At 41.8% G+C, this 26,329-nt stretch carries 25 protein-coding genes and 1 riboswitch; of the genes, 8 read left to right on the plus strand and 17 right to left on the minus strand.

The genetic code is table 11. The annotated features are described in order from the left end of the window. Positions 1–183: 183 nt before the first annotated feature. From acnA to PSI06_RS03440, 3 genes are all read right to left on the minus strand, one after another. Positions 184–2,925, minus strand: a complete 2,742-nt coding sequence (gene acnA / locus PSI06_RS03430; protein WP_273602970.1) for an aconitate hydratase AcnA — start codon at positions 2,923–2,925, stop codon at positions 184–186. 233 nt (positions 2,926–3,158) lie between these two features. After that, positions 3,159–3,572, minus strand: a complete 414-nt coding sequence (locus PSI06_RS03435) for a hypothetical protein (RefSeq protein WP_273602971.1) — start codon at positions 3,570–3,572, stop codon at positions 3,159–3,161. 107 nt (positions 3,573–3,679) lie between these two features. Further along, positions 3,680–4,063 (minus strand): RNA-binding S4 domain-containing protein, encoded by a 384-nt coding sequence (locus tag PSI06_RS03440; protein ID WP_024031994.1) that lies wholly within the window; start codon positions 4,061–4,063, stop codon positions 3,680–3,682. Between the two features lie 269 nt (positions 4,064–4,332). Here PSI06_RS03440 and PSI06_RS03445 point away from each other — a divergent pair, with 269 nt between their 5' ends. Together PSI06_RS03445 and PSI06_RS03450 are read left to right on the plus strand one after the other, a co-directional pair. Then, the gene (locus PSI06_RS03445; RefSeq protein WP_004589447.1) at positions 4,333–4,635 is read left to right on the plus strand and encodes a hypothetical protein; all 303 of its coding nucleotides are present in this window, start codon (positions 4,333–4,335) and stop codon (positions 4,633–4,635) included. An 81-nt stretch (positions 4,636–4,716) separates the two neighbouring features. Then, entirely contained in the window at positions 4,717–5,382 is a 666-nt protein-coding gene (locus PSI06_RS03450; RefSeq protein WP_273602972.1) for a hypothetical protein, read from the plus strand. 9 nt (positions 5,383–5,391) lie between these two features. On the opposite strand, the gene PSI06_RS03455 is transcribed toward PSI06_RS03450, so the two are convergent. The 5 genes from PSI06_RS03455 to glnA all read right to left on the minus strand — a co-directional run bounded on the left by PSI06_RS03455 (position 5,392) and on the right by glnA (position 10,491). After that, positions 5,392–5,850 carry a cyclic nucleotide-binding domain-containing protein gene (locus PSI06_RS03455; protein WP_004589450.1) on the minus strand — a complete coding sequence of 153 codons (459 nt, stop codon included), beginning with the start codon at positions 5,848–5,850 and terminating at the stop codon, positions 5,392–5,394. Between the two features lie 28 nt (positions 5,851–5,878). After that, positions 5,879–7,264: a nitrogen regulation protein NR(I) gene (gene glnG, locus PSI06_RS03460; RefSeq protein ID WP_004589451.1), complete on the minus strand. Its 1,386-nt coding sequence runs from the start codon at positions 7,262–7,264 to the stop codon at positions 5,879–5,881. A gap of 15 nt (positions 7,265–7,279) precedes the next feature. Continuing rightward, positions 7,280–8,350 (minus strand): nitrogen regulation protein NR(II), encoded by a 1,071-nt coding sequence (gene glnL, locus PSI06_RS03465; protein WP_004589452.1) that lies wholly within the window; start codon positions 8,348–8,350, stop codon positions 7,280–7,282. 89 nt (positions 8,351–8,439) lie between these two features. Beyond that, positions 8,440–8,952: a DUF4124 domain-containing protein gene (locus PSI06_RS03470; protein WP_004589453.1), complete on the minus strand. Its 513-nt coding sequence runs from the start codon at positions 8,950–8,952 to the stop codon at positions 8,440–8,442. Positions 8,953–9,084: 132 nt separating this feature from the next. Next, positions 9,085–10,491 (minus strand): glutamate--ammonia ligase, encoded by a 1,407-nt coding sequence (glnA, locus tag PSI06_RS03475; protein ID WP_004589454.1) that lies wholly within the window; start codon positions 10,489–10,491, stop codon positions 9,085–9,087. A gap of 507 nt (positions 10,492–10,998) precedes the next feature. On the opposite strand from glnA, the gene typA reads away from it, so the two are divergent. Both typA and PSI06_RS03485 read left to right on the plus strand, forming a co-directional pair. Continuing rightward, positions 10,999–12,822: a translational GTPase TypA gene (typA, locus tag PSI06_RS03480; protein ID WP_273602973.1), complete on the plus strand. Its 1,824-nt coding sequence runs from the start codon at positions 10,999–11,001 to the stop codon at positions 12,820–12,822. A 143-nt stretch (positions 12,823–12,965) separates the two neighbouring features. Next, entirely contained in the window at positions 12,966–13,565 is a 600-nt protein-coding gene (locus PSI06_RS03485) for a hypothetical protein (RefSeq protein ID WP_154945397.1), read from the plus strand. A gap of 123 nt (positions 13,566–13,688) precedes the next feature. On the opposite strand, the gene PSI06_RS03490 is transcribed toward PSI06_RS03485, so the two are convergent. From PSI06_RS03490 to PSI06_RS03500, 3 genes are all read right to left on the minus strand, one after another. Continuing rightward, positions 13,689–14,423 carry a CBM9 family sugar-binding protein gene (locus PSI06_RS03490; RefSeq protein ID WP_273602974.1) on the minus strand — a complete coding sequence of 245 codons (735 nt, stop codon included), beginning with the start codon at positions 14,421–14,423 and terminating at the stop codon, positions 13,689–13,691. Between the two features lie 63 nt (positions 14,424–14,486). Next, positions 14,487–15,578 carry an MBL fold metallo-hydrolase gene (locus PSI06_RS03495; RefSeq protein ID WP_256851526.1) on the minus strand — a complete coding sequence of 364 codons (1,092 nt, stop codon included), beginning with the start codon at positions 15,576–15,578 and terminating at the stop codon, positions 14,487–14,489. Between the two features lie 130 nt (positions 15,579–15,708). Then, positions 15,709–16,365, minus strand: coding sequence for a DUF2959 domain-containing protein (locus PSI06_RS03500; RefSeq protein ID WP_004588426.1), 657 nt, complete (start codon positions 16,363–16,365; stop codon positions 15,709–15,711). An 85-nt stretch (positions 16,366–16,450) separates the two neighbouring features. Here PSI06_RS03500 and PSI06_RS03505 point away from each other — a divergent pair, with 85 nt between their 5' ends. Further along, positions 16,451–17,353, plus strand: coding sequence for a virulence factor BrkB family protein (locus tag PSI06_RS03505; protein WP_024032002.1), 903 nt, complete (start codon positions 16,451–16,453; stop codon positions 17,351–17,353). Next, complete coding sequence (gene dtd / locus PSI06_RS03510) at positions 17,354–17,791, plus strand: D-aminoacyl-tRNA deacylase (RefSeq protein WP_273602975.1); 438 nt, start codon at positions 17,354–17,356, stop codon at positions 17,789–17,791. It abuts the gene before it with no gap. On the opposite strand, the gene PSI06_RS03515 is transcribed toward dtd, so the two are convergent. Beyond that, positions 17,788–18,489: a spermidine synthase gene (locus PSI06_RS03515; protein WP_273602976.1), complete on the minus strand. Its 702-nt coding sequence runs from the start codon at positions 18,487–18,489 to the stop codon at positions 17,788–17,790. The genes dtd and PSI06_RS03515 overlap by 4 nt on opposite strands. A gap of 431 nt (positions 18,490–18,920) precedes the next feature. Between PSI06_RS03515 and PSI06_RS03520 the strand changes: the two genes are divergently transcribed. After that, entirely contained in the window at positions 18,921–19,814 is an 894-nt protein-coding gene (locus PSI06_RS03520) for a bifunctional GNAT family N-acetyltransferase/hotdog fold thioesterase (RefSeq protein ID WP_004588422.1), read from the plus strand. A 72-nt stretch (positions 19,815–19,886) separates the two neighbouring features. Here the strand turns inward: PSI06_RS03520 and PSI06_RS03525 are convergent, their stop codons facing one another. From PSI06_RS03525 to dapA, 5 genes are all read right to left on the minus strand, one after another. Next, positions 19,887–20,921: a phospholipase A gene (locus tag PSI06_RS03525; RefSeq protein WP_273587794.1), complete on the minus strand. Its 1,035-nt coding sequence runs from the start codon at positions 20,919–20,921 to the stop codon at positions 19,887–19,889. Between the two features lie 209 nt (positions 20,922–21,130). After that, on the minus strand, positions 21,131–22,252 hold the full coding sequence (locus PSI06_RS03530) for a succinylglutamate desuccinylase/aspartoacylase family protein (RefSeq protein ID WP_273602977.1): 1,122 nt from the start codon (positions 22,250–22,252) through the stop codon (positions 21,131–21,133). A gap of 5 nt (positions 22,253–22,257) precedes the next feature. Next, a complete protein-coding gene (locus PSI06_RS03535; protein ID WP_273602978.1) occupies positions 22,258–23,463 on the minus strand; it encodes a PLP-dependent decarboxylase in 1,206 nt (401 codons plus the stop codon). Then, a complete protein-coding gene (locus PSI06_RS03540; RefSeq protein WP_054983375.1) occupies positions 23,463–24,203 on the minus strand; it encodes a 2,3,4,5-tetrahydropyridine-2,6-dicarboxylate N-succinyltransferase in 741 nt (246 codons plus the stop codon). Before PSI06_RS03540 ends, PSI06_RS03535 begins: the two co-directional genes overlap by 1 nt. 15 nt (positions 24,204–24,218) lie before the next feature. Beyond that, positions 24,219–25,103, minus strand: a complete 885-nt coding sequence (gene dapA / locus PSI06_RS03545) for a 4-hydroxy-tetrahydrodipicolinate synthase (RefSeq protein WP_273602979.1) — start codon at positions 25,101–25,103, stop codon at positions 24,219–24,221. 128 nt (positions 25,104–25,231) lie between these two features. Continuing rightward, positions 25,232–25,428, minus strand: a riboswitch (Lysine riboswitch). A gap of 195 nt (positions 25,429–25,623) precedes the next feature. On the opposite strand from dapA, the gene PSI06_RS03550 reads away from it, so the two are divergent. After that, a complete protein-coding gene (locus tag PSI06_RS03550) occupies positions 25,624–26,328 on the plus strand; it encodes a DNA-3-methyladenine glycosylase I (RefSeq protein WP_264390842.1) in 705 nt (234 codons plus the stop codon). The last annotated feature ends 1 nt before the right edge of the window (position 26,329 follow it).

Below are 26,329 nucleotides of genomic sequence, written 5' to 3' on the forward strand. Positions count from 1 at the left end.
CTACTTGCTCAACAATAGATAATTTAAAGCCTAATGTATAATCTCGCTGAGTACGCTTAACGTCTTTAGTTTTAGTGGTTTTCATAAAATAAGTCCTAAATGTGTAAACACATTTCAGGACAAGACAATGTAGCGCATAAAAAAGCCTAGCGACTGCTAGGCTTTTTAGTTTTAAGTATATGATTAGTCAAGCATGTTACGTAAAACGTATTGTAGAATACCGCCGTGCTTGTAGTAATCCCACTCTTTAGGGGTATCTATACGTACATCGGCGCTAAAGCTGACTTTTTTGCCCTCAGCATTCGTGGCAATAATGCTCACTTCATTCGTTTTGTCGTACAAACCTTCAATATCAAACTGCTCTTGGCCAGTTAAATTTAATGATTCGTGGCTCTCACCCTCTTTAAACTGTAAAGGCAGTACACCCATACCAATGAGGTTAGAGCGGTGAATACGCTCATAACTTTGTGCAACCACCGCTTTTACACCTAATAAAAGTGAGCCTTTTGCTGCCCAGTCGCGTGATGAACCGGTACCGTATTCTTTACCAGCTAACACAATTAATGGTGTGTTACTCTTTTCATATTCCATTGCGGCATCGTAAATGCTGGCAAGCTTGTCATCAGGTTGGGTGCGAGTAACGCCACCTTCTGTACCTGGTGCGAGTAAGTTTTTAAGCCTAACGTTCGCAAATGTGCCTCGCATCATCACTTCGTGGTTACCACGGCGTGAACCGTACGAGTTAAACTGCGCTTTTTCTACGCCTTTTTCCTGTAAGTAAATACCGGCTGGCGCTTCAGCTTTAATGGCCCCCGCAGGAGAAATATGGTCAGTGGTTACTGAGTCGCCAAGTTTAGCTAAACAACGCGCCCCTTCAATTGTTGGCACGCCTGGTGGTTCAACGCTCATGCCCTCAAAGAATGGTGCTTTTTTAATGTAAGTTGAGCCGTCATCCCAATCATAGAGCTTACCATCAGGAATTTGGATTTTTTGCCAACGGCTGTCGCCTTCGTATACGTTGGCATAGCTTTTTTCGAACATTTCTCTGGTTACCGTTTTTTGTACTAGTTCGCTGACTTCGCTCACGCTTGGCCAAATATTTTTTAGGTAAATATCGTTACCGTTTTCATCTTGCGCTAATGGCTCGTTGTATACATCTATGTCTGTACGTCCTGCAATGGCATACGCTACCACAAGTGGAGGCGAGGCTAAAAAGTTCATTTTAACGTCTTGGTGTATACGCCCTTCAAAATTACGGTTACCCGATAAAATAGAGCTTACAACTAGCTTATGCTTTTGAATAGCTTCGCTAATTTCATCTGCAAGCGGGCCTGAGTTACCTATACACGTGGTACAACCATAACCGACCAAGTTAAAGCCTAAGCTTTCTAGGTCATCCATTAGGCCTGCTTTTTCAAGGTAGTCGGTTACCACTTGTGAACCGGGTGCAAGCGATGTTTTAACCCACGGTTTTACATTAATACCCAGCTGTTTAGCTTTTTGAGCCACTAAGCCTGCGGCTAAAATAACACTGGGGTTAGAGGTATTTGTACAGCTTGTAATAGCGGCAATAACACAGGCGCCATCGTTTAGTTCAAATTCTTGGCCTTTAAACTTCACTTTGGCTGCACCCATAAACTGCGCTTCGTCTACCGGTTCATCAGGGTTGGTTGTTGGGCCTTCACTTTCAATGCGCGCTTCTTCAATATCGCTTTTATCACGACGAGCCATACGCTCATCTTGGAAGCCTTTTAGGTGCTGGCCTATCACATCACCGGCTTTATCAAGTGTAATTCTGTCTTGTGGGCGTTTAGGACCTGCAAGGCTAGGTACTACATCGTCTAATTTAAGCTCAAGGGTGTCTGTGTAATGCGCTTCGTCGCCTTCATGGCGCCATAAACCTTGGTGTATAGCGTAGTCTTCAATCAGTTTGAGGTGATCTTCATCGCGGTTCGTTAAACGCAGGTAGTTAATTGTTTCATCATCAATGGGGAAAATACCACATGTTGCACCGTACTCTGGTGCCATGTTGGCAATGGTTGCTCTATCGGCTAGCGGTAGATCAGCTAGGCCGTCACCATAAAACTCAACAAATTTACCCACTACGCCGTGGTTACGTAGCATTTCGGTAACGGTGAGCACTAAATCGGTAGCTGTGGTGCCCTCGGGTAAGCGGCCATTTAATTTAAAGCCCACTACCTGAGGAATAAGCAAGCTAATTGGTTGCCCAAGCATGGCTGCTTCGGCTTCAATACCACCTACGCCCCAGCCTAACACACCTAAACCATTAATCATGGTGGTGTGCGAATCAGTCCCTACAAGGGTGTCTGGGTAGGCTATTGATTTTCCGTTTTCACTGTCGTTAAAAACAACACGCGCTAAAAACTCTAAGTTTACTTGGTGCACAATACCTGTAGCTGGTGGCACTACTTTTAAATTATCAAAAGCAGTTTGCCCCCAGCGTAAAAATTCGTAGCGTTCTTTATTTCGTTCGTATTCTAGCTTGGCATTTAAATCAAACGCACCGTCGTCACCATAGCCATCTACTTGTACTGAGTGGTCAATTACAAGTTCAGCAGGAGAAAGCGGGTTTATTTTTGCAGGATCGCCACCTAGCTTTTCCATTGCATCACGCATGGCAGCTAAATCAACTATGGCGGGAACACCTGTAAAGTCTTGCATTACAACACGTGCCGGCGTAAAGGCCACCTCAGCTGAGGGCTTTGCTTTAGGGTCCCAGTCAAGAAGGGCTTGAATGTCTTGTTCTTTAATATTTACGCCATCTTCATTGCGTAATAGGTTTTCTAGTAATACTTTGAGAGAAAAGGGCAATCGCTTTGCTTTATCGCCTAATCCTTTAAGTGAGTGAATATGGTATTGCTCGCCATTAATCGTTAATTGTTGTTGGGTGTCGAAACTATTCATTTTTTGCCCCTTTGATAGTTAGGATTATGTCCTTGATAAAATAACGTGTTTATTTGCCAATAGTTTGCAAAGTGCATACCAGAGATAATAAATATGACAAATCAGGCTAAAAAGCAGGTAGCGCAATGCATGTTTTTTAGACAGTAATAAGTATAGAAGTGCTACCTAAAATTGTTTTTTCAAGTAGCAAAATAATGAGTTTACAAAAGGGGGGGAGGTTAGTTCAACCAACCTTATTGTTTGCTTTTTATGCTTAAATATAAAAGCAAAAACGCAATAACAATCACTAAAATAGGCATAAACACCGCGCTTACCCCCAGCATTTTAATGCTATTTATCACAATGAAATTATAAAATTGCTGAATAAATATCGCTACCAACGATAGCGCAAAGGTAGGCGTTGCAAATGCATTTTTGGCCAATAGTAGTATGCAGCCAAGGGTGCCACCAAATACCGCTACAGCAAACGCAATGGTAGACCATAAAGGCACGTTTGAATATGCAGCTTGTTGATCTAACGGAAGTTTACTTATCATCTCGGGGGTCATCATAAGGTGCATTATAAATGCAAACACACCTAATAAATTCCAGATAAGTGCTGCCCACAGGGCGGGTTTAAACCAATTGGGTATGGCTGAGGTTGTCATATTATTACCTTGTTTTTATTGTATTTTACGAGGTAATTAAAGAGCAAAAAGGCTAACTGTTCAAGCTAGCCTATACATATAATAAAAATGGCACAAAGCGCTAATGGCTAGCCAAATGAGATAGGGCGGCGCCCTGTATTTTCATCAACCTTTGGCTTTTTAGTGCGCTTTCTTTTATTTTTTGCCGGCTTTTGAGCTGTTTCATTAGGTGTTTTTTCTGGCTGTGGTTGGGTTGTTGCCACTGGGCGCTCTACAGGAGTCGCATCTTCACTTAAAGTGAGTTGAAAAAGCTCGCCATCAAATTCAAGTACATCGCCACTGTATAATTTTTTCCGTTTTATTGTACATATTTCATGGTTAACCCCAACATAGCCTTGCGCTATTAGGTTTTTAGCTTGGCCGCCACCTTCTACTAAATCGAGTACTTTTAGTAATTTACAAAGCTCTATAGGTTCTTCTTCAAGTTCAATTTCAATGTATTCTTCTGACATGGTTATCTCTGTTGGTGGCGCATAAGCAGCAAGTATAAAGGCTTGCACTGTTTTTTGCACCTAGCAAGCTCGCCCGAGTGGGATAAAAAAGAGTGATGAATATAAAACTTTTTTCAACTTTAAAAAAACTGCAGCATTTGATGCGTATGCTCTAGCAAAAATTTGGTGTGCTATTTGCTATTGCTTTGGCAAATAAAAAATCGTACCTAAAACATGGTAATTATTTCACCGTTTTAATTGTTTAGGTCTGCATATAATTGGAGCAGTAAATGGGCATAAGATTAGCAATGAAAAAAGAGCTAATGGGCTTAGATAATTCAGATATGCTGACAGCAGATGATGTAAGAGCTCACTTAGCTAACTCGGTAAAAACACAAAAAGAGCAAGATGAACGCGGCTTTTCGGTTATTTCTAAGTTTAACGATACGCACAGTCGACTAATTAGTGGCGATCCACTTAAAAAATCAAAACTGGAATTTGAACGCCATCGCTTATTTAACGAAGTTTTATATACGCGCCAAAGTGTAGATGCCTGGTTAGACAGCCAAACAAATTATACCAACGTACAATAATACTTAATTAAGCACATGAGTATTAATTTGCTATAGATAGTTACCTTCAATAGACTACAATTGTAATCATTGGGGGTAACTATGAAAAATGGCATTTTAATCTGTATGTGGGCACTATTATTAACTGCGTGCCAACAACCTACCGTTTATGTTTTTAGTGAAAACTTGCAAGATGAGCAGCGCAAGCAGCTCGATGCTGCGCTAAAAGCACAAAATCTTCCTTATGAATACGTAGCGCTAGAAATCCCATCTACCTTTGGTGAGGCTACATTACTCTTATCAAGCGATAAAATTTACCCAAAAGAAACTGAGCAGTTAGCTATTATTATGCAAGAGCTAGGTTATCAGCCCGAAATTAACTACACCACACGATCAAATCACTTTTATGGTGATGGCAATATAGGCTTTTATCTAAAAAATGCAGTGGCGGGGTCAACCTTTGTTATGCCTAAAAAGTTACGAACAACTCATTGCAGCGACGATAAATACAATGATTTAGCGGTTAGATTTTCAAATGAACACGCTGACTTTACCTTACCCAGTGGCGCTGTTGTAAGGTTAGGTTGGGAGTTTTTATATGGTTATGTTGTTATTTATTATAAAACCTACTCGCAAACATATAGCCACTCACAGCCGCTTGTAGCGACGCCTTTTGGCGCCAAGCCATCCGATACGTATACATTTACGGCGCATGTTAATAACCCCAGCTGGCTTGATTGCTCACTACAAATTGTTTATATGGACTGAGTGATAGAGTTAACCGTGGGTTTCTATGTGCTCACTCAGCTTTGCAATGCGCAGGCTCATACCTTCTATGATTCTATCTTTAATTTTTTCGCGTATTACATTAGGCAAGCGAGTAAGTGCCTCTGGGGTAATGGCAAGTACTATGGTGTCGGTTTTAGCACGAGCGCTCGTACTGCGCTCGCGGTTATTAATAAATGCGCCTTCACCGATAAACTCACCGGGCTCTATAGTGCCAAGCTCCAGCAAGTGGTTATGTTTAAAAACAAGTAACGCACCACTTAATACAATGTATAAGCGTTTGTCGTTATCGTATTGTTTAAATAAAAACTGATGCTGGTTAACTAAATACAATAACCCAAACGACTCTAGTAGCACTTGGCGTTCAGCAAGGGTGAAGTCTTTAAAAAAGTGCAATCTATTCACTATTTCCATTTGTTTAAATAATGGAATGTGTTCTATTAATTTCATCCTAGGGCCAACGAGTAACGGTTAGAAACTAGCTAATATTGCGCTCTTTTAATTTGCGGGTCAACGTGTTGCGCCCCCAGCCAATTTTTATGGCTGCATCTTGTTTATGGCCAGAGCAATTAGCCAGTGCTGTTTTTATAAGACGAGTTTCAAGCTGAGCTTGAATATCGGGCCAAATGTTTTCTTTACCTTGCTTAAGCTCTTGATTGAGCCATTGCTGAAACGCATCGAGCCAATCACCTTCTTGTTGAACAGGCGCTGCATCAATGATCTCTGGTGGTAGGTCTTGCTCACTTACTAATTCACCAGGGGCCATAACGGTCAACCAGCGACAGGTGTTTTCGAGTTGGCGCACATTACCAGGCCAGCTAAATAGCCTAAGCTGCTCTGTGGCTTTTGGGCTTAGTACTTTACTTTCTACTTGCAGGTCTTTTGCGCTTTTGTGTAAAAAGTGCTGCGCTAGGCGTTCAATGTCTTCAGTTCTTTCTCTAAGAGCCGGTAAACGAAGGCGCACAACGTTTAAACGATGAAATAAATCGTCCCTAAATTTACCCTGTTTTACTAAATCTTCTAAATTTTGATGCGTTGCAGCAATAATGCGTACATCTACTTTAATACTTTGGTGCCCGCCCACACGGTAAAATTCACCATCGGCGAGTACGCGTAATAAACGTGTTTGCACATCCAGTGGCATATCGCCAATTTCATCTAAAAACAGTGTGCCGCCATTGGCTTGTTCAAAGCGGCCTTTACGAACGCTATCGGCACCAGTAAATGCGCCTTTTTCGTGGCCAAATAGCTCAGACTCCACAAGCTCTTTTGGAATAGCGGCCATGTTTAATGCAATAAACTGGTTTTCTTTACGTGGGCTATGGTTATGTAAAGCGCTGGCTACAAGCTCTTTACCTGTGCCAGACTCACCATTAATTAGTACGCTCATACTTGAAGCCGACAGTTTACCTATCGCTCTAAACACTTCCTGCATCGCAGGGGCTTCGCCAATAATGTGCGCGCTTTTAGGTGGAACTTGTTTACGCTTAGTCTTTTTAGTTGAGTTTGCTCTACAGGCACTTTCGATTAATGCCACGGCTTCGTTTAAATCAAATGGCTTGGCTAAGTACTCAAACGCGCCTTTTTGAAATGCGTTAACTGCTGAGTCTAAATCTGAGTGGGCGGTCATTATAATAACCGGCAGCCCTGGGTTTTGCTCTGCTATGAGTTCAAGCAATGCCATGCCGTCCATGCCTGGCATCCGTACGTCAGATACCAACACGGTTGGTTGGCTAAATTTTAGCGCGCTTAACACGTCTTGCGCATTTGCAAAGCTTTCTGCTTCAAACCCTGCGCGTGTCAGCGCTTTTTCTAATACAAAGCGAATTGATGCGTCATCATCTACAAGCCAAACTGTTTTCATGCCAACTCCAAAACATTAATCTGCAAAAGGCAGATAGATATTAAATTCAGTATGGCCAGGCCAGCTATCGCAGTCTATATAACCGTCGTGCTGATCTATGAGCGTTTGTGCGATTGAAAGCCCTAGCCCTGAACCACCTTCTTTGTTGGTGATCATCGGGTAAAACAATGTTTCGCGAACGCTAGGGTCTATGCCTGGTCCATTATCAGAAACCTGGATCAACAAGGCTTTTTTAGGGGCTTTTCCGGGGCGGCGATACTGATGATTAATGCGGGTTTTTATTTTTATTTCACCGCCATCAACTAACGCCTGTTGAGCATTGCGTACAATATTAAGTACAACTTGCTGAACCTTGCCTTGGTCAATAAACACATCAGGGATACTTGGGTCGTAATCTTTAACTAGACTAATATTTTTACAATTATCTAATGTGCTTAATTTAACAACCGACTCAAGTGTTTGGTGAATATTGCCATACGACTTTTGCGGAAGCTGATTTGGCCCAAGTAGCCTATCAACTAATTCGCGTAATCGGTCGGCTTGCTCAATTATAAGCTCAGCGCATTCGTCCCTTTCTTGTTGATCTACCTCATACTGCAATAACTGCGCCGCTCCGCGTATTCCCCCTAAAGGATTTTTAATTTCGTGAGCAAGCCCTCTAATTAAATTTCGTGCCGCTTGATATTGATGCATTTGGTTAGAGGCTTTGTCGTGTTTTATTTCTTCATCGGTTTTACGACACTCAAGTAAAATATAGCGTTCGTTTTTAAACTTAACTTGGCGCGATGTAATGGCTATTTTTGCATGGCGAGAATCTATAAAGACCACGTCAGCTCTGTGCTGGCTGCAATCTACACCATCAACAAGTGAGTACTGGGCTATGCGCTCTAAATCCACAGAATGGTAATTAAATAAGCTGTTAAAGGTTTGCCCAATAATGCGCTTTTTACCCAAGCCGAGTAGTTCGCTGGTGCTGGTGTTGGCATAAACAAGGGTAAAACTTTTATCAAGTAACATGACCGATGTAGTTTGATTTTGCCAAATGGCATTGAGAAGTTCAGGGCTAAAATTTTGTTCGTTTGACATCTTTGCACCACTTTAGTGCGTTAATATTTGCAAGCAAGTTTTAATCAGTAAATACTGCTGCGCTAATTTTGCTTCATGAGACATTGTACTTAGTTTACAGCCTTTCTTTGCATCACAAAGGTACTGGGCTGACTGATAGCAATGGCTTGATTTTGTTTATTATAAAGTTTGAGATACAAAGTATGAGCTCCGTTTTCTACATCCCGTATGGCAAACGTTGATAAATTGCTTGCGGGCCCATAAGCGTTACCGTTTAAAAATAGCTGTATGGTAAAGCCAGCTTCAAAACGCGGTGTTATGCGGCTTGTTACGTACACCGAGCCAGTGTTTTCGCGTACGGTTTGGTTATGTGTAGGCGACGATATCATAATTTGAAAACGGTTAGGGTGCGTTGGCTGTGGTGAACCAGGGGTGTGTTTATCGGTCTCAGACAGGGTAAGATCTTGGCTGCTTAGTTTTATTTCGTGCGCGCCACTACGTGGTGTATCTGAGAACACTAAAACACCATTTTTATCTTTCCAAGCATAAATTTTCTTATTGCCTGCATAACTATAAATGCTTAATCCTAAAGCAAAAAATAGTAATAATATCCTGTAATTCACATTGCTACCCTGCATATTTTGTAATTACATAACTTTAGTGGAGATAACCCTAATTTACCATAAAAAAAAGCCCGCTAAGCGGGCTTGAGAACACACATTTATTATCTTATCGATAATTTTGTCTACGGCGTATTAAACGCTGTAGTACATTTCAAACTCAACTGGGTGAGTTGTCATGTTAAGTTTTTCAACTTCTTGAGATTTAAGTGCAATGTATGCATCGATTAAATCATCAGTAAATACGCCACCTTGCGTTAAGAATTCACGGTCAGCACTAAGTGCTTCTAGCGCTTCATCTAGTGAAGATGCAACTTGTGGAATTTCTGCTGCTTCTTCTGCTGGTAGGTCGTATAAATCCTTGTCCATAGCATCGCCAGGGTGGATCTTGTTTTTGATACCGTCAAGGCCAGCCATAAGCATTGCAGAGAAAGCAAGGTATGGGTTAGCAGTTGGATCTGGGAAGCGTATTTCGATACGACGACCTTTTTCAGATGGTACAACTGGAATACGGATTGATGCAGAACGGTTACGTGCAGAGTATGCAAGCATTACCGGTGCTTCAAAACCTGGTACTAAACGTTTGTACGAGTTAGTTGAGGCATTTGCAAACGCATTGATTGCTTTAGCGTGCTTAATAATACCGCCAATGTAGTAAAGTGCATCTTCAGAAAGACCACCGTACTTATCACCAGCAAAAAGGTTAACACCGTCTTTTGCTAAAGATTGGTGACAGTGCATACCAGAGCCGTTATCGCCTACAACAGGCTTAGGCATAAATGTGGCCGTTTTTCCGTAAAGGTGAGCCATGTTATGAATAACATATTTCATCTCTTGGATTTCATCCGCTTTTAATACCATTGTATTAAAGCGAGTTGCGATTTCGTTTTGACCCGCTGTTGCAACTTCGTGGTGATGTGCTTCTACTACTTGGCCTAGTTCTTCAAGTACTAAACAAGTAGCTGAACGCCAATCTTGTGAAGAGTCAACTGGTGAACATGGGAAGTAACCACCTTTAACACCTGGGCGATGACCTGTGTTACCACCTTCGTAGTCTTTATCAGAGTTCCAAGCTGCTTCAACAGCATCAATTTTGTACATAGAACCTGACATATCTGACTTGTATTTAACATCATCAAATAGGAAGAATTCTGGCTCAGGGCCAAATAAAACTGTATCTGCGATACCGGTAGATTTCATGTACTCTTCAGCGCGTTTAGCAACTGAACGAGGGTCACGCTCGTAACCTTGTAGTGTAGATGGCTCTACAACATCACAACGTACGATTAGCGTAGCTTCTTCTGTGAATGGGTCTAATTTTACTGAATCAGCTACTGGCATAAGTACCATGTCTGATTCGTTAATGCCTTTCCAACCTGCAATTGAAGAGCCGTCGAACATTTTGCCGTCTTCAAAAAAATCTTCATCTACTTGGTGATGAGGAATAGAAACATGTTGTTCTTTACCTCTAGTATCAGTAAAGCGTAAATCAATGAACTTAACGTCATTTTCTTTAATAAAATCTAAAACCGATTGTGACATGTGTCCTCCAACTGTTGGGTTTTATTATTGCTGCATTAAATGCTTTGGTTTTTTAGTAAGCCGATTTTATGCCATTATTTTAACTTGCTGTTTATTAAGTTAAAAATTATGGTTGCACAAAAGTGGTCACGCGCTTTGCACTTTTATGGTGCGTAAAATATCCACATTGGTGCAAAAATTTCACGCTCGATTCTGCACGTATTTTAATCACCTAAATCAGCTTAACTTAAATAGTAAATAGTGCCAAAGCAATCAACAAATTAGCTAAAAAACGACAATTTATGTAATTTGTCGAAATTTATTTCATATAATTGTCATATAAAAAACAGATACTTAGTAAAAGTATTAAGAAAGTTTTTAAAATTGTATTGGATAAACTTTCATCCATGTCATTAATGAGGGATAATATGCGCCCTTTTAAATCCTATGCTGGGACATCTGGTGAAAACGCAGATGAGTGCGTAGATCTTGCAGGATCAATGAGAATAAACTTCTCTGAGTAAAAATATGAGCATCGAACAGTTAAGAAATATAGCGATTATCGCGCACGTTGACCACGGTAAAACGACATTGGTTGACAAACTACTTGAGCAATCAGGTACATTAGAAACACGCGGCGGTAACGAAGAGCGTGTGATGGACTCAAACGACATTGAGAAAGAACGTGGTATTACCATTTTGGCTAAAAACACAGCCATTTCTTGGAAAGACTACCATATCAATATCGTAGATACCCCGGGACACGCCGATTTTGGTGGTGAAGTTGAACGCGTACTTTCGATGGCTGACTCAGTATTATTACTTGTTGATGCTCAAGAAGGTCCAATGCCGCAAACGCGTTTCGTAACGCAAAAAGCATTCGCGCAAGGCTTAAAGCCAATTGTTGTTATCAACAAAATCGACAAGCCAGGTGCACGTCCTGATTGGGTTATGGATCAAATCTTTGATTTATTCGACAACCTTGGTGCAACTGACGAACAGCTAGACTTTAAAGTAATCTACGCTTCAGCAATCAACGGTTGGGCTACACTAGATTTAGACGAGCCGTCTGACAACATGGAACCTATGTTCCAAATGATCGTTGACGAAGTATCACCACCGGATGCAGATCCTGAAGGTGACTTCCAAATGCAGATTTCTCAGCTTGATTACAACTCTTATAAAGGTGTAATCGGTATTGGCCGTATCAAACGTGGTTCTGTTGTGCCTAACCAGCAAGTAACGATTGTTAGTGCTGATGGCTCTACACGTAACGGCAAAATTGGTTCAGTACAAAGCTACCTAGGTCTTGAGCGTATCGAAACAGATAAAGCTTACGCTGGTAACATTGTAACGGTAACAGGTCTTGGCGAGCTTACGATTTCAGATACTGTTTGTTGTCCTAACAACGTTGAAGCATTACCACCACTAAGTGTTGATGAGCCAACAGTAACAATGACGTTCTCTGTAAATAACTCTCCTTTCTGTGGTAAAGAAGGTAAGTTTGTAACATCACGTAATATTCGTGAGCGTTTAGACAAAGAATTAGTACATAACGTTGCACTTCGTGTTGCAGATACTGACAACCCAGATAGCTTCCGCGTATCGGGCCGTGGTGAATTACACCTTGGTATCTTAATCGAAAACATGCGTCGTGAAGGTTATGAGCTAGCTGTATCTCGTCCAGAAGTAATCTTACGCACTGTTGATGGCGTATTAGAAGAACCGTATGAAACACTAACAATTGACTGTGAAGAAGAGCATCAAGGTTCTATCATGGAGCAAATTGGTCTTCGTAAAGGTGAACTTACTGATATGGCACCAGATGGTAAGGGCCGTATGCGTTTAGACTTTATGATCCCAAGCCGTGGCTTAATCGGTTTCCAAACTGAGTTCATGACGTTAACTTCAGGTTCTGGTTTACTTTACCATACATTCGATCACTACGGTCCGCACAAAGGTGGCGAGCTAGGTGTTCGTAAGAACGGCGTAATGATTGCAAATGCTACAGGTAAAGCACTTACTAACGCATTATTTAACTTACAAGAGCGTGGTAAATTATTCATCGGTCACGGTGTTGAAGTTTACGAAGGTATGGTTATCGGTATTCATAGCCGCGATAACGACCTTACAGTTAATGCCCTTAAAGGTAAGCAACTTACTAACGTTCGTGCATCTGGTACAGATGAAGCACAAACATTGACGCCACCATTGAACTACACACTAGAGCAAGCGCTTGAGTTCATCGATGATGACGAGTTAGTAGAAGTAACACCTGAGAACATTCGTATCCGTAAGCGTCACTTAACTGAAAGTGAGCGTAAGCGTGCGGGTCGTGCTCCAAAATCATAATCTATTAATTTAGAGTAATGGTTTAAAAGCCGCTGTATTGCAAAATACAGCGGCTTTTTTGTGTTTGGTCGAATAAAGTTAGTGGTAAAAATGGCTTATACTAAGGTTTTTGATAATAGGTATTTTAATTTACAGGGTAAAAAATGATGAGCTCCATTACTGTAAAATTTGAATCGCGCTCCGCTAAAGATAACTTTAGAGTTGCAACAACTAGCTATGAATTAGCTAAACGAGCTAGCGAAGAGTGGGAAATTGACCATCATTGTGTTACCGGAATTGTATTTGTGGCATTCTCAATTGAAGCAATGCTTAATCACTTTGGGCAGATTTTATTTGATGATTGGGATACTGATAGATTAGATAGAAAGAAGTTACATAAAAAATTATTTGGAGAAGTAAATTTACCAGACTACCTTGGAACAAGAGAATATCAAAACGCCAAAAAATGCTTTGACCTTAGAGATTTACTAGCTCATGGGAAAACTATTGAAGAAACTATCATTATTAAAATGCCAGATGATATTAGCAGAGATGAAGTTGTTCATGCAGTCACTTCAATACGAAGTAAGTCACATAGAAATACGAGTTGCGAGGTATTGAAAGTATTCATCGATACAGCTAGGAAAATAGAAAGAGATATTCAAATGAATGGATATTATCCAAATCAATTAGATTTACCAAAAGAAGATAGAGAGAGATTATTAGAATCCCCGCTAAGTGTGACAGGGATATATACATGGTGAAATATACCTACGAAGTATAAGAAGATTTAAAATAGCTAGGATGCAAAGCATCTGTCATTGTTTGTAGGGTATTTTTTCGTTGGGTTTCGCTGCGCTCAACCCAACCTACTTCTCAACTATTTATTAGTGGTTACTTTTTGGCAGCAGGGTGATTTTGCCAAAGACATCTGCGTCTATAAAACCGCGGTTTCTGTCGCCATTGACTGGCTGTACTTCGTGAGAGCCCATAAAGTGCTCGCGTACTTCGCTGCCATCGTTATCGCAATACGCGAGCATAAAACCAATGACTTGTTTTTCATTAAGCGTAATGGGCGTGTTTACAGCGCCTTCTTGGTAATCGTTAGGGTAGAGCTTTATAGCAACTTCCCAGGTGATGTTATAAGGGGCTTGGGTATTACGCTTCCAGTTACTTATTAAGTGGTCGGTGTATAAATGGGCTTTTTTATCGGGGCCGTAATCGGCGGCTTGGTTATCAAGGCCGATGTGATATGCCAACGCGGTATGGTTAAATTGGTGAATACCACCTGAGGCGTCGCTATCGATAAAAATTTCCAGCGCATCGTCATCCCAATATTTTACGGTCGGGTCTGGATGCGTATCAATAAGTACATCGTCAGTTATATCCGCTTGTAAATACAGGTAGTTTTTATCCCACAGCAGGCGGTAGCGGCCTTTAAAGTCGGCATCTGATGAGGGCAAGGTGCCATCCATTAAATGCGGCATATCATGCCACGTTGCTTTATCCCATGCGCTTTCAGATACGCCATCGATAGTAATAGGGGTCGATGTGTGCGCTACATCAATGGCCATTACTGGGGCGCTTAATAAACAGCTTAAAGCTAATGCGTGTTTTTTCATTAATTTCTCAATGTTAATATGTATTTAGATATAACAATCATCCTAAAACAGTTCAGCAATGAGTTACAGTGAAATACTTTCGCCTTCGTTTAAAATATATAAAGGTGTGGTTGAAGCCATTTTATTGTGCATATGTAGCAACCTTAGCAGTGCTGAATGGCTTGTCCGGTCGCCCATTTTCCAGCTTGAGTTACCATAGCCCCACGGTATCATTACTTTACAGTTAAGGTCACTAGCTGCATTTACAGCATCCTCTGGTGTGGTGTGTACATAACGATACCAAGTAGGGCTGTCTTCACTGTAATACGAGGCTATGGGCAGTAGGCATATGTCTATATCGCCATACTTTTGCTGAATATCTTTAAAGTGTTTTGAGTAGCCGGTATCGCCTGCAAAAAACACGGTACTGCCGTTTTGCTCAAGCAACCAGCCATTCCATAGGTCTTTATCGTTATCTTCGTAAATAAAGGGTACCAATACGCGGCTACTAAAGTGGTGCGCTGGTAGGGCATGAATCGTTAAATCATCAAGCTGTGTTTTTGCATACCAGGCCATTTCGCTAATGTTATAGCCACCAGTAGGGAAGTTGTCGGCCATACCTAAAGGCGTTAAGTAGCGAGGTTGATTACCAAGCTCTTCTATATCGGCTTTATTAAAGTGATCGTAATGAATATGCGAGTACATCACTGCACTTAGGTTTTTAAGCTCGTTTTGTGTAAGCCAATCGCCGGGTTGCCTGTAAAACCCTGAGGCTAACCTAAAGGCTAAATCAACAGGTGAGTCGAACTGCTCTTTTACAGGATCAAATAGCACATGTTGTCCGTTAGGTGTGCGGATCATAAACCCAGCGTGCCCTAACCAGCGCACGGTAAAGCCCGTATTTAAATTAATTGGCTTTTGCTCAGCAATAAATTGGCAATCTTCAGCGTCTTGTTTGCATTGTAATTTAGGGCTTGACGGGTAGCAGTCGGTTTCGCAGGTGGTGGGGTAGGTTTTTTTGCCAGGGTAGAGGTTATAAAAGCGTCCTTTTCGCTCCCCTGTTTGATGCTGCGGTGTAAGCGTGTTTTCCCCTGCAATCACCTCAATGCGATTAGCGGTTTCGCAAGCGCTAAGCAATCCACAAATAAATACAAGGCTGGTAGTTTTTAGTTTCATTTTTGTTATCTATTATTATTTTTATAAAAGTATAACAACATCAAAAGATTAACAAATAGTTCAAAGGTAACAAAACGTAACAACAAAAAAGCCTGCAATATGCAGGCTTTGTTAGGCAGATTTTAATTGATTAGCCAGCGCTATTCATTTGCTCTATAAACTTGTTTGAATCGGCAATTGATTTATTCATGTCGTTCATCAGTACTTGAATATCACGCTTTAAATTAGTGAATTCGCCTTTAATAGCGGCAACCGCCTGTGCGTTTAAGTTATGCTTTAAGTACAGTACGTTATCTTGTAAAGACGATAGCACTGGTTCCATTTTACTTTCTGCACTGCGCATAGAGCGAAGTAACTGGCTAAATTGGCGTTGTGTAGCCGCTAGCTTTTTACTGCTTTCGCGTTTAAGCGACGCGCTTTTGTATTGCTCAAGCTCATCGCTCCATTCATCAAATAAAGCTTCTGCTACATCTTCAACTTTATTAATATTGCTCGACACTTCATTAGCGGCTGCTAAGCTCGACTCATAATCGTCGTTAAGTTGATTGTAGGCATCTTGTAACTCGCCGCCGTCAAAATTAATTAAGGTCGTTAGGCGCTCAAGTGCTGATTGAAATTCTTCTTGCGACTCTTCTTGTGAATCTTTGGTTTCTTCTACGCGGTCAATAAGAATGTCGCGCTTATGTACACCTACTTTTTCCATTGCAGAATAATAGGCCGACTGACAGCCCGATAAAGTAAGCGTAATGGCCAGTACCGAGGCGCTAAGTAATGTTTGTTTTTTCATTTGGATCCCTATTTACCAGTAAGTGCTGTAAATTATGGTGCTGATTGCTATCATAATCAAAATTCGATTAGCACAAGTCAATTGTATGAATGATAAGCTCTCCCTTTATAAACAGCAAGCTATCTCCTTTTTGAAGCAGCAGCCAAGCTGGTGGATGCAATACGTTAACCGCTGTATAGACGATCAAATTACAGTGAATGCAGGCTACCTTGCCTATGTTACTTTGCTTTCTTTAGTGCCTCTGATAGCGGTAGGCGTGGCAATATTTTCGGCCTTTCCGGGGTTTGAATCTACCCGCATAGCCATAGAAAGCTTTTTGTTTACTAACTTTGTACCTACCTCATCTGATGTGATTAAAGAGCATATAAGCTCCTTTGCTGGCAATGCGAACCAAATGACCGCCGTGGGTATTGGCTTTTTAGCGGCGATTGCACTGCTGCTTATACGTAATGTTGATGCCACGCTTAATCGTATTTGGCGTATTAAGAAAAAACGCCCCATGATGATCTCTTTTGCGGTTTATTGGATGGTATTGAGCTTAGGCCCCGTACTGCTGGGCGCAAGTATTGGTGTTACATCGTATATTGTTTCGTTAGTGTCGTTTGCCGATCAGGGCATTCCTGGGTTTAGTGGCTTTTTGTTAAAGCTGGTGCCTTATGGCTTTTCGATGATTGGCTTTTTAATGTTATACACTTTAGTGCCTAACACGCCTGTATCTATTCGGGCAGCGCTACCTGGGGCTCTTTTTGCGGCAGTATTATTTGAGCTGACTAAAAAAGGCTTTGCGCTTTATATTAGCCACTTTCCATCGTACGAAGTAATTTATGGCGCTGTTGCGACCATTCCTATTTTATTTGTGTGGGTGTATTTGTCGTGGGTGGTGGTGTTATTAGGGGCCGAATTTACCGCCTGTATAAGCCCTAATCATGTACCACAAACACCAGAGATAGACATTGATGAAGAACTAAAAACAGAGGAACGCAGTTAAATGCAAGGCTTAATACAACGTGTAAAAGGTGCCAAAGTAGAAGTTGATAACCAAGTTATAGGTGAAATTGGCCAAGGTATATTATTGTTACTCGGTGTTGAAAAACCAGATGATGAGCAAGCCGCCGACAAACTGTTGCATAAGGTAAGTAATTACCGAATATTTACTGATGAAAACGAAAAAATGAACTTAAGCCTAAAAGATATAGGCGGTGAGTTACTCGTGGTGTCGCAATTTACATTAGCGGCTGATACTAAAAAAGGCATGCGCCCAAGCTTTTCATCAGCAGCCACACCTAGCCAAGCTAACGCGCTTTACGAGTACTTTGTAACTCAAGCTAAAGCGCAGGGTATTAGTGTTGCCACGGGAGAGTTTGGCGCCGATATGCAAGTGAGCTTGTGTAACGATGGACCTGTTACGTTTAACTTATCGGTTTAATTACCTGCTTTAGTAACAATAATAATATGATTCACAAAGCCCGCAATTTTATGCGGGCTTACTTTTACGCCAAACACATTAAATAGTAATTGCTGTAACTGAATTAACTGCGACTCATGTTGCGACAAAAAGTTTATAAATAGCGTGCCACCTGCGTTTAGCGCATCGTATATTTTTTGATAAAAAGCGCGTTCAAACAAAAATCGTGGTGCATCTATCTGGCTAAATAAATCAAGAATAATCCAGTCATGGTTATGTGCCTTGCTAAGTACATTTTGCGCGTCATCACACTGCACGTCACTTTGGTTTTTAAGAGCGAAAAAATCTGTATAGCAGGCAATTATATCTGCATTTTTTTCAACTGATGTTACGTGTGCCTGCGGGTAAGTGTATTGTAAGTAATTACGTATAGCGCCACCGCCAAGGCCAAGTTCTAACACATGATTTGGTGGTGCTAAGGTTTGCCACTGCTTAGCTAAATAGGTTAAATGTGGAAATAGTAAGCGCTGTGGATTGTTAAGCTCTATCACCGATTGCAACGTATCGTTAATTAGCAGCCAGCGAAGCTGACCGGAATGGCGAACCTGTATGTGATCGCCTGCATATTTATGCCAGTAAACTAGTTGCCCAATATCTTGGCTGTGACTAATAAAGTGGCTACTCACTACACCCGTTAAAGGGTTTATAAAATCGCTCATAACATTAAGGGCCTGTTGACCTTTCAGGATTAAAGTTTGTTCAATCTAGGGGCGATTTAATCGCGGCGCGAGATTCGTAACCTAGTGGGCTAGGTAACTGCTCCTGCGTTACTCTACTGGCTTATATCCATGTAGGCAACAAAGAGTAAATTCTCCCAAGGCAGAACCCTTCGCTCAGTGCATGTTCAATCCCTAAAGGCCCAGCATAAACTAGCTGATGCGATGGGTAAAACAGTTATTTTTTCGCTTGCTTACCAAAGTCGTATTGGCAGTGTTTAAAAGATGGAGTATGGTATTTGCCATAATAATTCCAACCAACTTAATCTTTAATTTTCTAATGTAAAAACCAATGTGCAGGTTAAAGAGTTATTCAGTTGGATTACATGCCGTAGCCTTTATTTTTTATTTACGGCAAAACAACAGGAGTATATATGTTTCAAGTAACGACACCGCAGAGCAGCGAAGACTGGCAAGCGTACTATCAATTACGTTGGGAAGTACTACGTGCGCCTTGGAATGAGCCTCGAGGCTCTGAACAAGATGATATGGAACAAGACTCAGAGCATCGCTTTATAAAAAATAACAACGGTGATGTGCTTGGTGTGGCCCGTTTACACTTTAACAACCATGAACAAGCGCAAGTACGTTACATGGCCGTAGCCGAAGGCAACCGTAATCAACATATTGGTAGCCGTTTATTACACGAGCTTGAAAAAATAGCATGGACGCAAAATGCAGGCGAATTAGTGTTATTTGCTCGCGAGCGTGCGCTTGAGTTTTATAAGCGCCATGGCTACGAGCTAAAAGAAAAAGCCCACTTAGCGTATGGCGATGTACAACATTTCAAAATGATTAAGCAAAAGCCTAGTGAGCCGGGTTGGTTTCGCCACCCTGATTGGACGCAAGTACTGCAAAATATTTGGCGTGAATCAATCCCAATTAGTGATGCAATGGGTATAAAAGTAGAAAGCTACACAGATTGGCAGTTTACAACGCGTGCTGATTTAGACGCTAACTTAAACCTACACAACACTATGTTTGCAGGCTCTATATACAGCTTAGCAACCTTAACCGGTTGGGGCGCAACGTACCTAGCGCTTAAAGAGGCAGGGCTTGAGGGTAATATTGTATTAGCCGATGCCACTATAAAATACTTAAAACCACTTAATACCGACCCACGCGGTTGTGTTGATGTGCAAACCTGTAAAGGTAAACTCAGAGAGCTGGAAACAACAGGCAAAGCAAGTTATGTAGTACCTGTTACTATATTTGATGGCAGCGATGTTGTTGCAGAGTTTGAAGGGGTGTTTGCCGTTAAAAAATAACGAGTAACGCTTTAATAAAAAAGCCAAGCACTTTATAAAAGGGCTTGGCTTTTTTTATGGCGTATTAATAAATTAGAGTAAATCAGTAAGTAATATACCTACACCAATACGCTCTACATCAGCGTTATAATCAATTAGGCTTTCACCGTAACCGTTAAAATATTGTGCGTAGCCACGCAAACGACCCCAAAGAGGGAATGACCAATCTAGTTGAAGTGCACCACGGTTATCTGAATTTAAATTATTACGCGTCATAAAGCTAAACTCATGATCCTGATAACGATACGCCCCGCCAAATTCAAAGTAACCCATGTATTTGTAAATATCTGGATTGTCGTCGCCATCGGCTTCTAATATATTGTCTTTTTCATCCTCGGCAATGCGATACCAAGGTTTAAAGCTAAATACAAAACCGCTCTTTTCCCATATAAAATCGGCGTAAATTCGGTTCCATGAACGAGAGTTTGGCTGGCTGCGGCCATTAGATTGGTGCGAAATACCCAGCGCTATGGCCATTTCGTCGCCCCAAAGTACGTTTTCTTGGTCTAGGTAGTTTACCCAAAATATTTCTGGTTCGTAGTTGGTTTCACGAAACGGAGAAGAAATCTCTGAGTTATAAATTTGCCAATACGACTGCAAGGTAAAGCCAAAAAATATGGCTTGGTCGTCATCTGCAAAATCATCGTACAGTGGCACCTTAATAGAAAGCTGATATTTAGCCTCTAGGTTGTCAAGGGGTTCGCCATTTTCTTCATCTGTTAGCTCGTCAAAGCCATCAAACGGGCGATCGTTAGGGTGCGAGACATACGATAAAGGTAAAATGTAGTTACGTTTATGCGGCGTAATTACGTTACGATTTTTTTTACTTACCTCTTCGCGAGCCTTGCGTTTATCAAGTGCGGTAAGTTGTTTGTTTTCTTCAAGGGCGGAACACTTTGTGCGCAGCTCGTCTAAGGTTTGCTTACCATCGCCACCAATTACTTCATTTAAAATACATTGCTTAACTAGCTCTATGTCGTTGTCTTGTTCATTTTTTTTAACCTCTTGTTGGGCAAAAGAGGGTGTGCTTAGTAAAGCCGTAACTGCAATCCAATAACGCCAGCTCATTGTTTATTCCTTTGAGAGTAAGGTAGATTTATAAATTATAACGTGTTTTTACATTTGTAACAGTGAACTTTCACTGAATTTAGACTTATTTGATTACCTTACGTTTACACCGTTATCACAGATCAAAAAAAGCGGCATATAGCCGCTTATATTGTAAGTTAGTTAACTTACTCTCACGCAATGAGAAGGGGGAGTTATAGCGCGGTGCGTTATAACTCAAATACGTTAGTAAAAAACTTATAAAGTTCAGTGCCTTGGTTTACGCTTGCTGAGGCAAAATGCAAAATAGCAATTGCATCGCAATCGAGGCTTAATGTTTGTAGGGGCTGCTCAGTTAAATAGCGCTCCATGCGCAATATATGGGCTATTGGCTCACCTGCCTTTATGTGTGCGCCTAATGGGGCAACATATTCAACCATGCCGCCAATCGGCGCATAATAAGCAAAGTAGTCATCTAAATGGCACGCATAACGGGTCATCTGCTTAGGTTGATGCACTGCATCTACCAATACATTTTTATGGTTCAAATAGCTTAAAATGCTGTTTGCATCGTCAAAGGCGGCTGCTAAATCTATTTTTTCTTGGCTGCCTAGCTCTACTGTAAAGGCCTCAACCTGTACATTAAAGTCCCTGCCTTGCGCACTAAGTGCATCACTTAAGTGCCACCATGGGCAAAAGCTAGCTTCATCCATAGCGCCATCAAAGTCGCTTGGGATCAGCAGTACATGTTCAATATTAAAATAACGAGCACTGTCTGTTGCATAGGTTGGGCAATATAAATGCTTACTGGAAATAGGGCCTGTGTGTAAATCGAGCACTATGTCGGCTTGGTGCGCAAGCTTTTGCAGGTTAAGCGCAATGCGTTTACCGGTATTGAGTAAATATGCGGGGCCGTTAAGTTTGGTGTCTATTTCATCAAGCAAGGCTTGTTTAAAGTTATCTTTTAAAGCTGCATCGTCGTACTGGCTATGATCTTTGGCAAACTGGGTGACTAAATCACTATTGTAGTGATACATACGGTTCCAGTTAGTGCCAGTAATAGGGTCGAATCGGCCAAGGGTAAACTCCCCTGATTTTTGATTGCAACCAATAGGGTTAGCATATGGTACTAAGGTAATGTCGCCTTTTAAATTGAGCTGTTTTACCTGCTCTAGCAGCTGAAAAATAACCGCGTTACCTTGTACCTCGGCGCCATGCATGTTGGCTTGAATATACACGCTTGGCCCGCTGCCATCGCCTTTTAAGCGATACACCGGAATAGTTAGGGGTAAGCCGTTTGCTACTTCCCCTACTACAATGTTTTCTTGGCTAATGGGTGTTGTTATGCTCATGTTTATTACCTTAAGTAGTGACTGGCATCTTCTGCTTGGCGCACACACGTGAGCTCGCCATTTTGTAACACGTATTCTGCAGCTAGTTCATGGCATAAAAAATAGGGCATGCTTTCGGTAAAACCATAGGCGCCACATTGGCTAAACACCAGCCAGTCTTGCTCGTTTAAATCGCTTGGTAGGGTATGCTCGCCTAAGCAATCAAGGGCAGTACATAATGGGCCGTATAAGCTCATTGCTTGTTCTGGCGCCGTTGATTCGCGTAGTAACGCCGCAGGAAAATCTTGGCTTGTAACAGCAGGGCGTAATAAGTGGTTAATACCACCGGTTAAAATAACTTGCTGTTGCCCGTAGTTTTGTTTGCACTCAACGACGGGGTTAGCGTAATGACCGCATTCGCCTACAGCGTAACGGCCAAGCTCCATCCAAAGCTCGTCTACACCCGCATCTTTTTTAATTTTTGCCAGCGCGGTGATTAATCCATCCCACTCAAGTGTTGCATCGTTTGGTGTGTAAGGGATACCTAAACCGCCGCCTAAGTCTAAAATTTTCAGGTTTATATTTAAGTTATTAGCCAAGGTGGTAAGCGGTGCAATCATTTGCGACCACAGCTCGCTTAGCTTTTGTGTGCTAAGCATGTTGCCCCACTGAAAAATATGTAGGCCATCAAAATTAAGTGCTGGGTAATCGCGGGTATTGAGCGCTTGCCATTCATCGCAACCAAGCCCAAACGGAGTAAGGCTGTCACCCCCTAATGGGTTTTTTTCACCTTCTGGCCAGCGTAATTGCACACGCAGTAATACTTGCAGCTGCGTATTTTGCAGCTGCGCTTGCTGGTTTAACCAACGTACTTGATTGAGGCTTTCGGCAACAAAAATACGCACGCCGCGCTCAATAAAGTGTTTAATTTGTTTAGGGCTCTTTGCAGGCCCTGTGTTGAGCACGCGCTGTGAACTAATACCTTGTGCAAGGACTTGTTCAAGCTCACCTTTACTTGCTACGTCAAAGTTAAATCCGGCGCTGTCTAGGCATTGAATAACCTTAGAAAGCGGATTGGCTTTTACCGCATACCAAAGCTTTACATCGGTTTGCGCAACTAAACGGGTAAGGTGTGCGTTTAGTTTGTCTAAGTCGTAAACAAAAAAAGGTGTATCAAGTTGCTGAGTAAGTGTATTTACGGCGGCCTTGATAGGCGTGCTCAAAAAGCTCATTATCGTAAAACCTCTTCTAGCAATAACGATGCATCGCTTTGCTCGTCGCGGTATTTAACAATGAGTGCACACGACATGCTTAGGCCTTGCTCACGAGCCCATTCGTTAGACGCAGGGCGAGAACCTGGTATTACAATAGCGTACTCTGGAATTGGCTCGCCTTTATCTAGCTGGCGCTCGTTAACACAGTCGTAAACCGGAATAGTTGCAGATAAACGCACACCTGGTGCAAGTACAGCGCCTTTTTTAACCACTACGCCTTCAACAATAACACAACCTGCGCCAATAAACGCATCGTCTTCAACCACTACTGGGCTTGCCCCAATTGGCTCAAGTACACCACCAAGTTGAACAGCTGCGCTTAAATGTACATTTTTACCAACTTGTGCACACGAACCCACTAATGCGTGGCTATCAACCATAGTACCTTCGTCGATGTATGCGCCAATATTTACGTACGCTGGTGGCATAATAATAGTGCCTTTAGCTACGTAGGCACCGCGGCGAACACTGGTGCCACCTGGTACCATACGCACGCCATCTTCAGTGCTAAATTCTTGTGGTGCAAGGTTATGCTTATCAACAAACCCGCCTGCAAACTCGGTGTTAGTGCCATTTTTAAAGGCTTCTAAAATGCCTTGTTTTACTTCTACGTTAGCTTCCCATTGGCCGCTTTCGTTTTGTGATGCTGCGCGTACTGCGCCCGATTCTAAATTATTTAGTAGTTCTAACCAGCTCATTATAAAAACCTGTGTTTAATGCCAAGATAAAATGGTGTCGTTTGCAGTGGTAATGCAATCGGTTTGCGTTAACTCAAGATGCGTTAAAGGTGGACGCAACAGTGGGCTATTTAAACGCCCTTGCTGGTGCATTAGCACTTTAACGGGTATAGGGTTTGCTACAGCAAATAGGCTATTAATAGCGCGAGTCCACTGAGCAAATAAATTGGGGTGTTGACCGCTTAGGCTGCGCTTTACAAATTCGTGTGTTTGCAAAGGCCATGCATTGGCCGCAACCGAAACTAAGCCTTTTGCACCTGCTTGGGCAAAGTAGGGCATAAGTGCATCGTCGCCACTGTATAGCGCTAAATTAGGCGCGGCTTGTCGGTATGCTTCAAATTGGGTGATGTTGCCACTGGCTTCTTTTAAAGCCCACAGTTTTGGATGCGCTTTTAAGTTTTCAATGGTTTCGATAGGAATGCTTACACCGCTGCGCCCAGGTACGTTGTATAACATACACGGATGCGCGCTTTCGTTTAATAAGCTTTCGTACCAATGTGTTTGACCTACAGCCCCTGGTTTTGCATAAAGAGGCGAGCCTAATAAGTAGCTGTGAATAGGTAATTGGTTACAGTAGCTAACCCATTCTTTTTGTTGGGCCAAGTTACTACCACCAACAGCAACCATAAGCGGTACATTGGGTTTTAATTGGCACATGTGCTCAACAATACCTTGCTGCTCTTTAAGCGTAAGGGCTAAGCCTTCACCTGTGCTACCGAGCAGTAAAATACCGTTGTGTGCCGCTTCTTGTTCGCTAACAAGTGTTGTGAGCGTGTCGTAGTCAACATTACCTTGTTGATCAAACGGCGTAACAAGCGCTGTCCACAGTGCGTAGTCGTCTAAATTGAAGTTGTGAATCATCTCTTACGAACCTATAAGGTGTTCGAGATATTAAGGAGGCTGTATGATGTGAGCCGCATTAACGTCGTTCGAACAGTATTCGAAGAGCGAATGGGCTTAAAATAATAGGGCGCACGGCCTTATTATTTAAGACCAGAAGCTCTCCACCAAACTAATAAGCTGTTTTAAAACAGCTATTGGTGACAGTCGCTAGGATTCAACCTAGTCGCCCGAAGTAATTGCTTCGCAAAAGCGTTTACCTCTCGGCGGTATTCCCCTCACATATGCTCACTGGAGTTTGCGCTCCTAACATACGCTACCTGAATAACGCACCTCTTCTAGCCCTTTGTATTTTGTTTAAACCGCAAAAGGTTTAACAAAATACAATTTAAATAGGGTAATTGCGGCGATTAAAACATTTTAGCCGTCTAGGTGTCAAGTTGCAGGATACAGATTAGTTCATCGAAAATGTGGGTGGTTACGTATTGGCTGCTTTTCTCGTAAACTAACCCTATGAGCAGTGATGAGGTATTTAATAAGTATGGAAAAATTTAGCGATATTTATAAGCGAGCAGTAGAGCGAAAAGGTTCTGAAAAAATGCTTAAGTTATTACTCGCAAAACCCTTATCTAAAAAAGCATTAAGCGCATTAAGTGACGACGACTGGCTTGAAGAGTTTACCCGAAAAGTATTTCAAAGCGGGTTTTACTGGTCGGTAATAAACAGTAAATGGCCCGGTTTCAGAGAGGTTTTTTGGCAATTTAGTGTTGATAAATTACTTATGATGCCGCCCGATATGCTCGAGCAAAAAGCAACTGATGAGCGTATTATTCGTAATTATAAAAAGGTAAAAACAATTCCTGAAAATGCCTACATGATCCACGAAATAGCACAGCAACATGGCAGTTTTAGCAAGTTCGTAGCTAACTGGCCGAGCGATGACATTATTGGTTTATGGGCATATTTAAAAAAACACGGCGCCCGTTTGGGTGGAAATACTGGCCCGTATGCCTTAAGAGCGCTTGGTAAAGATACTTTTTTACTTTCGCGAGATGTAGAAAGTTACCTAAGAGCGCACAAAATTATAGATGGCGGCCTGCAAACTAAAAAATCACTCACTGCCGCACAGGCATTTTTTAACGAAATGCAAAAACAAAGTGGTTTGAGCCTGCAAGAACTTAGCTTAATTGTGGCTTACAGTGTGGGCGACAATCGCGTAGGCATAAGCCAGCAAACAGAGGATTAAC

The organism is Pseudoalteromonas sp. GABNS16E (assembly GCF_028598715.1).
GTDB classification, from domain to species: domain Bacteria; phylum Pseudomonadota; class Gammaproteobacteria; order Enterobacterales; family Alteromonadaceae; genus Pseudoalteromonas; species Pseudoalteromonas atlantica.

Excerpts from the sequence above, each read along its gene's own strand:
- acnA (WP_273602970.1), bottom strand. The coding sequence starts at position 2,925 with ATGAATAGTTTCGACACCCAACAACAATTAACGATTAATGGCGAGCAA.
- PSI06_RS03435 (WP_273602971.1), bottom strand. The coding sequence starts at position 3,572 with ATGACAACCTCAGCCATACCCAATTGGTTTAAACCCGCCCTGTGGGCA.
- PSI06_RS03440 (WP_024031994.1), bottom strand. The coding sequence starts at position 4,063 with ATGTCAGAAGAATACATTGAAATTGAACTTGAAGAAGAACCTATAGAG.
- PSI06_RS03445 (WP_004589447.1), top strand. The coding sequence starts at position 4,333 with ATGGGCATAAGATTAGCAATGAAAAAAGAGCTAATGGGCTTAGATAAT.
- PSI06_RS03450 (WP_273602972.1), top strand. The coding sequence starts at position 4,717 with ATGAAAAATGGCATTTTAATCTGTATGTGGGCACTATTATTAACTGCG.
- PSI06_RS03455 (WP_004589450.1), bottom strand. The coding sequence starts at position 5,850 with ATGAAATTAATAGAACACATTCCATTATTTAAACAAATGGAAATAGTG.
- glnG (WP_004589451.1), bottom strand. The coding sequence starts at position 7,264 with ATGAAAACAGTTTGGCTTGTAGATGATGACGCATCAATTCGCTTTGTA.
- glnL (WP_004589452.1), bottom strand. The coding sequence starts at position 8,350 with ATGTCAAACGAACAAAATTTTAGCCCTGAACTTCTCAATGCCATTTGG.
- glnA (WP_004589454.1), bottom strand. The coding sequence starts at position 10,491 with ATGTCACAATCGGTTTTAGATTTTATTAAAGAAAATGACGTTAAGTTC.
- typA (WP_273602973.1), top strand. The coding sequence starts at position 10,999 with ATGAGCATCGAACAGTTAAGAAATATAGCGATTATCGCGCACGTTGAC.
- PSI06_RS03485 (WP_154945397.1), top strand. The coding sequence starts at position 12,966 with ATGATGAGCTCCATTACTGTAAAATTTGAATCGCGCTCCGCTAAAGAT.
- PSI06_RS03490 (WP_273602974.1), bottom strand. The coding sequence starts at position 14,423 with ATGAAAAAACACGCATTAGCTTTAAGCTGTTTATTAAGCGCCCCAGTA.
- PSI06_RS03495 (WP_256851526.1), bottom strand. The coding sequence starts at position 15,578 with ATGAAACTAAAAACTACCAGCCTTGTATTTATTTGTGGATTGCTTAGC.
- PSI06_RS03500 (WP_004588426.1), bottom strand. The coding sequence starts at position 16,365 with ATGAAAAAACAAACATTACTTAGCGCCTCGGTACTGGCCATTACGCTT.
- PSI06_RS03505 (WP_024032002.1), top strand. The coding sequence starts at position 16,451 with ATGAATGATAAGCTCTCCCTTTATAAACAGCAAGCTATCTCCTTTTTG.
- dtd (WP_273602975.1), top strand. The coding sequence starts at position 17,354 with ATGCAAGGCTTAATACAACGTGTAAAAGGTGCCAAAGTAGAAGTTGAT.
- PSI06_RS03515 (WP_273602976.1), bottom strand. The coding sequence starts at position 18,489 with ATGAGCGATTTTATAAACCCTTTAACGGGTGTAGTGAGTAGCCACTTT.
- PSI06_RS03520 (WP_004588422.1), top strand. The coding sequence starts at position 18,921 with ATGTTTCAAGTAACGACACCGCAGAGCAGCGAAGACTGGCAAGCGTAC.
- PSI06_RS03525 (WP_273587794.1), bottom strand. The coding sequence starts at position 20,921 with ATGAGCTGGCGTTATTGGATTGCAGTTACGGCTTTACTAAGCACACCC.
- PSI06_RS03530 (WP_273602977.1), bottom strand. The coding sequence starts at position 22,252 with ATGAGCATAACAACACCCATTAGCCAAGAAAACATTGTAGTAGGGGAA.
- PSI06_RS03535 (WP_273602978.1), bottom strand. The coding sequence starts at position 23,463 with ATGAGCTTTTTGAGCACGCCTATCAAGGCCGCCGTAAATACACTTACT.
- PSI06_RS03540 (WP_054983375.1), bottom strand. The coding sequence starts at position 24,203 with ATGAGCTGGTTAGAACTACTAAATAATTTAGAATCGGGCGCAGTACGC.
- dapA (WP_273602979.1), bottom strand. The coding sequence starts at position 25,103 with ATGATTCACAACTTCAATTTAGACGACTACGCACTGTGGACAGCGCTT.
- PSI06_RS03550 (WP_264390842.1), top strand. The coding sequence starts at position 25,624 with ATGGAAAAATTTAGCGATATTTATAAGCGAGCAGTAGAGCGAAAAGGT.